Source organism: Paraburkholderia humisilvae (assembly GCF_902859855.1).
Classification (GTDB): Bacteria; Pseudomonadota; Gammaproteobacteria; order Burkholderiales; family Burkholderiaceae; genus Paraburkholderia; species Paraburkholderia humisilvae.
Genome location: NZ_CADIKH010000036.1, coordinates 65131 through 71847, shown reverse-complemented (window position 1 = coordinate 71847; position 6717 = coordinate 65131). Strand labels below are relative to the sequence as shown.

General features: G+C 61.0%; 6 protein-coding genes. 4 read left to right on the top strand and 2 right to left on the bottom strand.

Features of this window, described 5'->3' with window-relative positions; genetic code table 11:
* Positions 1-187 precede the first annotated feature (187 nt).
* Entirely contained in the window at positions 188-1093 is a 906-nt protein-coding gene (locus HV796_RS28845) for a LysR family transcriptional regulator (protein ID WP_175230239.1), read from the bottom strand.
* 149 nt (positions 1094-1242) lie between these two features.
* Between HV796_RS28845 and HV796_RS28840 the strand changes: the two genes are divergently transcribed.
* From HV796_RS28840 to HV796_RS28825, 4 genes are all read left to right on the top strand, one after another.
* Positions 1243-1986, top strand: a complete 744-nt coding sequence (locus tag HV796_RS28840; protein ID WP_175230236.1) for an SDR family oxidoreductase — start codon at positions 1243-1245, stop codon at positions 1984-1986.
* A 77-nt stretch (positions 1987-2063) separates the two neighbouring features.
* A complete protein-coding gene (locus tag HV796_RS28835; RefSeq protein ID WP_175230233.1) occupies positions 2064-2963 on the top strand; it encodes an SDR family oxidoreductase in 900 nt (299 codons plus the stop codon).
* A gap of 208 nt (positions 2964-3171) precedes the next feature.
* Positions 3172-4194: a GlxA family transcriptional regulator gene (locus HV796_RS28830; RefSeq protein WP_175230230.1), complete on the top strand. Its 1023-nt coding sequence runs from the start codon at positions 3172-3174 to the stop codon at positions 4192-4194.
* Positions 4195-4618: 424 nt separating this feature from the next.
* Positions 4619-5632 (top strand): aliphatic sulfonate ABC transporter substrate-binding protein, encoded by a 1014-nt coding sequence (locus HV796_RS28825; RefSeq protein ID WP_175230227.1) that lies wholly within the window; start codon positions 4619-4621, stop codon positions 5630-5632.
* Between the two features lie 72 nt (positions 5633-5704).
* Here the strand turns inward: HV796_RS28825 and HV796_RS28820 are convergent, their stop codons facing one another.
* On the bottom strand, positions 5705-6394 hold the full coding sequence (locus HV796_RS28820; protein ID WP_246356094.1) for a superoxide dismutase: 690 nt from the start codon (positions 6392-6394) through the stop codon (positions 5705-5707).
* Between the last annotated feature and the right edge of the window lie 323 nt (positions 6395-6717).

Here is a 6717-nt window from a genome sequence, read left to right as displayed (position 1 = left end):
CCTATGCGGACCTCAATAATGTTCCATTTTGGCCCTTGCATACGGTCAGTTCGCAAGGGTCGATCTTAGTTTGCTGACGTTTCACTGGGCGGGACGCGTTCATTTCATTCCTATTCTTAATGATCAGATCGTCCGATGGCGCGCCGCTCGCGTCCCATACTCCCTGAACGTCGCGCGGGTTCAATGCTCAATCGCGCGGCGGCGCGTTCGCTTCATCGAATCGGCGTGCAACCCAATCCATGAATACGCGGACCCGCGGCGACAACTGCCGCGAGCGCTGATACACCAGCGACACGGGCATCGACGGCGGCGGCATATCGGGCAGCACCTGCACGAGTGCGCCGCTTTGCAGGTCGTGCTCGATGTGAAAGCGCGGCACCTGCGCAAGGCCAAGACCGAGGCGAATGGCGGCGAGATAGCTTTCGGTGCCGGTCAGCGAGATTGCCGCCGGCAGCGTGACGGTTTGTGTCGTCTCGCCGACCGTGAAGCTGAGCGGAGTGACATTGCCGCTCGTGATCGAGCGTAGGCCGACCATCCGGTGCCCCGCGAGCGCGTCGAGCTTCGCCGGCGTGCCGTATTGCTGCAGATACGCCGGCGTTGCGCAGGTCAGATGCTCGAGCATCGCAACCTGACGCCCGACCAGTTCGCTGTCGCGCAGGTAGCCGTAGCGCAACACGCAATCGACCCCTTCCTGAACGATGTCCACCCAACGGTCGCTTTCGCTCATCGCAATTTCCATCTGCGGGTATTGCGCGAAGAACTCGGGTAGCGCAGGCATCAGGAAATGCCGCGCCAGCGTGCCCTGCACTTCGATGCGCAGCATACCGGTGGGCTGCGCGCCGCTAAACGCGCCTTCCGCGTCCTCGATGTCGTCGAGGATCGCGAGACAGCGCCGGTAGTACGCTTCGCCGTCGAGCGTCGGGCGCACCACCCGGGTGGTTCGCTGCAACAGGCGCACACCAAGGCGCGTTTCCATCTGACGGATCACTTTCGTGACCGTGGAACGCGGCACTTCCATGTCGTTCGCCGCGAGCGTGAAGCTGCGGCGCTCGACGATCCGGGTGTACAGGCGCATTGCATCCAGTCGGTCCACGTTTTTCCCTATTGTTTCCACCATGGAAACAGTGATGGTCATTCTAATCCGATTATGTTCCGCCGGGGAAAGTCCATAGTTAAGTCCAAGCCGCAACGCAATCAGCCAACCGATGCGGCTCACTCAACTGGACATATTGGAGAACCCACATGAGCACCACCAACCAATCGAAAGTCGCACTCGTCACCGGCGCATCGCGCGGCATCGGCGCGGCGATCGCACGGCAACTCGCCAGCGACGGCTTTATGGTTTTGATCAACTATGCGAACAATGCCCGCGAAGCAGAAGCGCTCGCCGCGCAAATCGACAAGGCCGGCGGCCACGCAACCACCGTGCAGGCCGACGTGACCGACGCGGCCGCGGTGAAGCGGATGTTCGATGCGGCCGAGGCCGCGTTCGGTGGCGTTGACGTGCTTGTCAACAATGCCGGCATCATGCGTCTCGCGAAAATCGCCGATAGCGACGATGCGTTGTTCGACAGCCAGGTCGCGATCAATCTGAAGGGCACCTTCAACACGCTGCGTGAAGCGGCACGCCGCCTGCGCAATGGCGGACGGATCATCAACACGTCATCGAGCGTGGTGGGCCTGTATCAGCCGACCTACGCGGTCTACGCGGCAACCAAGGCCGGCGTCGAAGCGATGACCCATATCCTCAGCAAGGAGATGCGCGGCCGCAACATCACGGTGAACACCGTGGCGCCGGGTCCTGTCGCGACCGACCTGTTCTTCGAAGGCAAACCGCAGGAAGTGATCGATCATCTCACCAAACTGACGCCGCTCGAGCGCCTGGGTAAGCCGGAAGATGTTGCGAACACCGTATCGTTTCTCGCCGGCCCGAGTGGTGGATGGATCAATGGCCAGACGCTGCGCGCGAATGGCGGCGCAATCTGAAAGCTGTGGAATCCCAATCGAATCGTTGACCACATCGCGACGCGTTAGCGTCTGAAGAGACCAGATAAGGAACCATCATGAGCAAAGTCATTCTGATCACCGGCGCTTCCAGCGGCTTTGGCCGCCTCACTGCGGAAGCACTCGCCAAGGCCGGCCACACTGTTTATGCATCGATGCGCAACACCGTCGGCAAAAATGCACCGATCGTTACGCAAATGGCCGAATTCTCGAAGACGCACGACGCGGATCTGCGCACCCTCGAACTGGATGTGCAATCGCAGACGTCGGTCGACGCCGCCGTCGAGCAGATCATCGCGCACAGCGGTCGCATCGACGTCGTGATGCATAACGCCGGCCACATGGCGTTCGGCCCGGCGGAAGCCTTCACGCCTGAGCAGTATGCACAACTGTATGACGTGAATGTGCTCAGCACGCAGCGCGTGAATCGCGCGGTGCTGCCTCATCTGCGCCGCCAGGGTCATGGCTTGCTGGTGTGGATATCGAGCAGCAGTTCGGCGGGCGGCACGCCGCCGTATCTCGCGCCGTACTTTGCAGCAAAGGCCGCGATGGATGCGATTGCTGTCCAATATGCTCGCGAGTTGTCCCGTTGGGGCATCGAAACGTCGATCATCGTACCCGGTGCGTTCACGAGCGGCACCAATCACTTCGCGCACACGGGCATGCCCGCTGACGCGACGCGCACCGCTGAATATGAGGCCGGTCCTTATGCGGGATTCGGTGAGCAGATCCAGCAGGCGTTTAGCGCGATCGTGCCGCCCGATGCGGATGCGAGCCTCGTGGCCGATGCAATTGTCAAGGTCGTAAATACGCCATTCGGCAAACGCGCATTCCGCGTCTATATCGACCCAACACAAGATGGAGCAGAAGTTGGGTTCACGGTAATCGATCGCGTACGGGCTGAGATGCTGCATCGTGTCGGCATGTCGGACCTGCTCAAGCCTCGCATGTCGACGTAAAAAACATGGCATGTAGCAGCGGTTCGTGCAATACGTGCCGCTGCTAGCGTGCCTTTGCGATGTGCGCATGTTGTTAAACGATGCAAAGTGTCGACGTTGATAACAAGCTTTTCCGAATTAGCATATAGTCCAAACTGATTCGGTTATCACATTTGGATATCGCAGTTTCGGTGCGTGTCCGTACGTCCTTCACTCGCTACTTTGATCGATGCGCAGCGTTGCTCTTCTTATTTTCCCGGGCGTCCAGGCCCTCGATGTATTCGGCCCTACCGATGTCTTTTCGGAAGCAAATGTTTTTCTTCCGCCAGAGTCTCAGTACCGGCTCCAACTCATCTCCACCGAACGCGGCGCACTGCCGTGCTCAAGCGGTCTGCAAATTCACGCGGACCAGCATTTCAGCGAGGCGGAAGAACACCATGATCTGCTGCTCGTCGCGGGCGGCCCGCGCCTTGTGCGCCGGCCGCTCGAAGATGACGTGCATGACTGGCTCAAGCGTGCGAGCCGCGGCGCACAGCGTTTCGGTTCGATCTGCAATGGCGCACTGACGCTTGCGCGCGCGGGGCTGCTCGACGGCCGCGTCGTGACCACGCACTGGGGCAGCGCGGCGATGCTGGCGTCGCTGTGCCCGTCCGCGCGCGTCGAGTCCGATCGCATTTTCATGCAGGATGGCGAACTCTATACGTCGGCGGGCATCACCGCGGGCATTGATCTGTCGCTGTACCTGCTCGCGCAGGATCACGGGCCTGACCTCGCACTACGCGTCGCCAAGCGGATGGTGGTGTTCCTGCAGCGTGCCGGCGGCCAGTCGCAGTTCAGCCCATATCTGACGCCGTACGCGGAAGCGTCGTCGCCGATCGCGCAGGTCCAGCAGTATGTGCTCGCGCATCTCCCGGACGACCTCAGCATCGCGGTGCTCGCATCGGTCGCGAAGATGAGCATGCGCCACTTCTCGCGCGTGTTCGCGCGCGAAGCGCACGTCACGCCCGCCGAGTTCGTCGAAAGCGCGCGCATCGACGCCGCGCGCGTGATGCTCGAAAACAGCGGTGCGCCGTTGAAGACGATCGCCTTTCGTTGCGGGTTGCGCGATGCGCACCATCTGCGCGCGGTATTCAAGCGGCGCCTGGGCATTACGCCGCAGCAGTACCGTCTTCACTTCAGCTCGCCCGATCCCGCGTCGCCTGCGCAGCCAGCGCTCGAGGCCGTGCTCTCCGATGCCGCCGACATGGACTGATGCGTCGAAACGGTCGTGCGGGACATGCACCGGACGGAGTCCGGTTGGCCCATGTTCAGCCCGACCATTCGCTAAAAAGAAATTAGTCTTTCTTATTTACGTAGCCTATCCGACTGTGCGTACACCGAACGGTCGCGTCGATACCACGGCTCGTGCATGCCGTGCGACGGATAGTGGCCAGGTCGCTTGCGAAACCAAAGTTCGACCGGCGATGGCGCGATCGGCGATCTCGCCGGATTCGCGCCACCGCGCATTGAGCAGCATCTCCTTCACGCGCGGCATCGCCTGCCCGGCAAACACGCGCGCCGACGTACCTACGCGCGCCGACGATCCCCTTTGTGCCGATATCGATCGATGCAATCGAGCTTTGGCGCGCGGCGACGCGTCGTTATAGTCGATAGCTCGATTGTCGAGGATATCGCCTATGAACGCCGCATCACTTCTGCTTCAACGTCTGCGTGGACATCTATTGCGACGCTATCGCGCGCAGGCTGTGCTGGTCGCCGTGCTGCTGACAGCAAACACGCTCTACGTCGATACGGCCACCGCGCGCGAGACCGTATCGATCAGCTATCAGCGCTCGTCGACGCTGTTTATCCTGCTGAAGCGAACCGGCGAACTCGAGAAGCGTCTCGACGCGCTCGGCTACGATGTCAGCTGGCACGAGTTCTCGAACGGCCTGCTCCAATCGCTGAATGCGGGCAGTGTCGATCTGCACGCGGATGTCGCCGACGCATTCGCGCTCTTCACGCTGGCCGCGAACGCGCCGCTAACCTACTACGCGGAAGAAACATCCGCACCTTCCGCGCAGGCGATCATCGTGCCGCCGAATTCACCGATTCGTTCGGTATCCGACCTGAAGGGCAAGCGCGTCGCGGTATCGAAAGGTTCGGGCTGCAATTTTCTGCTGCTTGCGGCGCTCAAGCAATCGGGCATGACGATCGACGACATTCAGGTGCGTTATCTCGAACCACCCGATGCGCTCGCGGCGTTTCGCGGCGGCAATATCGATGCGTGGGTGATCTGGGACCCGTTCCTGGCTGCCGAACAGCGCGATGCACAGGTGCGCGTGATAGCCGACGGAAGCGGCGGGCTCGCGCAATACAACCGCTTCTATACCGCGACGACCGCCTTCGCGAGCCGGCATCCGGACGTATTGCGCGTCGTGTTTGACGAATTGAATCGAACGGGAAAATGGGTGAAATCGCATCCGCAGGAAGCGGCGCAGATTCTGAGCCCGCTATGGGGCAATATTCCGGCGCAGACTGTCGAGCTCGCGAATACACGCCGCAGCTACGACATCGTGCCGGTGCGCGGCGACCGGCTCGGCGACCTGCAGCGAATTGCGGACACGTACTACGCAGCGCGAATGATTCCGAAACCGCTGAACGCCTCCGATATCCGCATCTGGGCGTCGCCCACCCTTGCGCAGCCCTGACCGTACATCACTGCCACGTGAACGCACGCGCGAGGAACGCGGCGTTCACGCAGGCTCGTCGACGTGCCGCTTCTATACCTTCTCGTAGTTAGCCGATGCGAAGTTCCAGTTGATCAGCTTCGCGGTCAACTCTTTCAGATAGTCGGGACGGCGGTTCTGATAGTCCAGATAGTACGCATGCTCCCAAACGTCGACGGTCAGCAGCGGCGCCTTGCCGGACGTGAACGGTACGTTCGCGTTGCTGGTCTTCATCACCGACAGCTTGCCGTTTTCGGCGACCAGCCAGCCCCAGCCGCTGCCGAACTGCGATGCCGACACCTTGACCAGTTGCTCGTGCAAAGTGTCGAGCGAACCGAAGTCGCGCATGATCGCAGCCTGCAGTTTCGCACCCGGCTGCGTTGGCGTCGGGCTCATCGAGTTCCAGTAGAAGTTGTGATTCCACGCCTGGCCGGCATTGTTGAAGATGTCCTCGTGCGACGCGTCGCCGTAGGTCTTCACGATGATCGTTTCGAGCGTTTGGCCGGCGAACGGCGTGCCCGGCACGAGCTTTGACAGGTTGTCGAAATACGCGCGATGGTGCTTGCCATAGTGAATGCCGATCGTGCGGGCGGAAATCACCGGTTCGAGTGCATTCTCCGCGAACGGCAACGGCGGCTGCGTCTGCGGGGAAGCGCCGAGATAGGCCGGCACCGACGCCGAACCGGCGGCGTGCGCTGTTTCGGCGGGCAGCATGCCGACCGAAGCGCCGGCGAAGCTTGCCACGACGGCACTGGCAGCACCTTTCGTGGTTCTTGCAATGAATTCGCGTCGTTGAATGGAAGCGGCAGTCATCAGTTAGCCTTGAGAAAGAGAAGGGAGTGGAAACACGCCTTTCATACCGGCTTCGCCGCTTCCAATCGCACCTGTCGTTGATCGAAGTACGGCAATAGCCGCTCCTTAAAACGATCAACTCGAGCACGTTATTCCCTGACACGATCGCTTGTTAAGCCCGCGCGTATCCTTACACGCTTAGGGCAGTGACCTGACGACGCGTGCTCCTGGGCATCCTGAAAGTTCAATCTTCTTCAAATCCGTTTCGTCCGCAG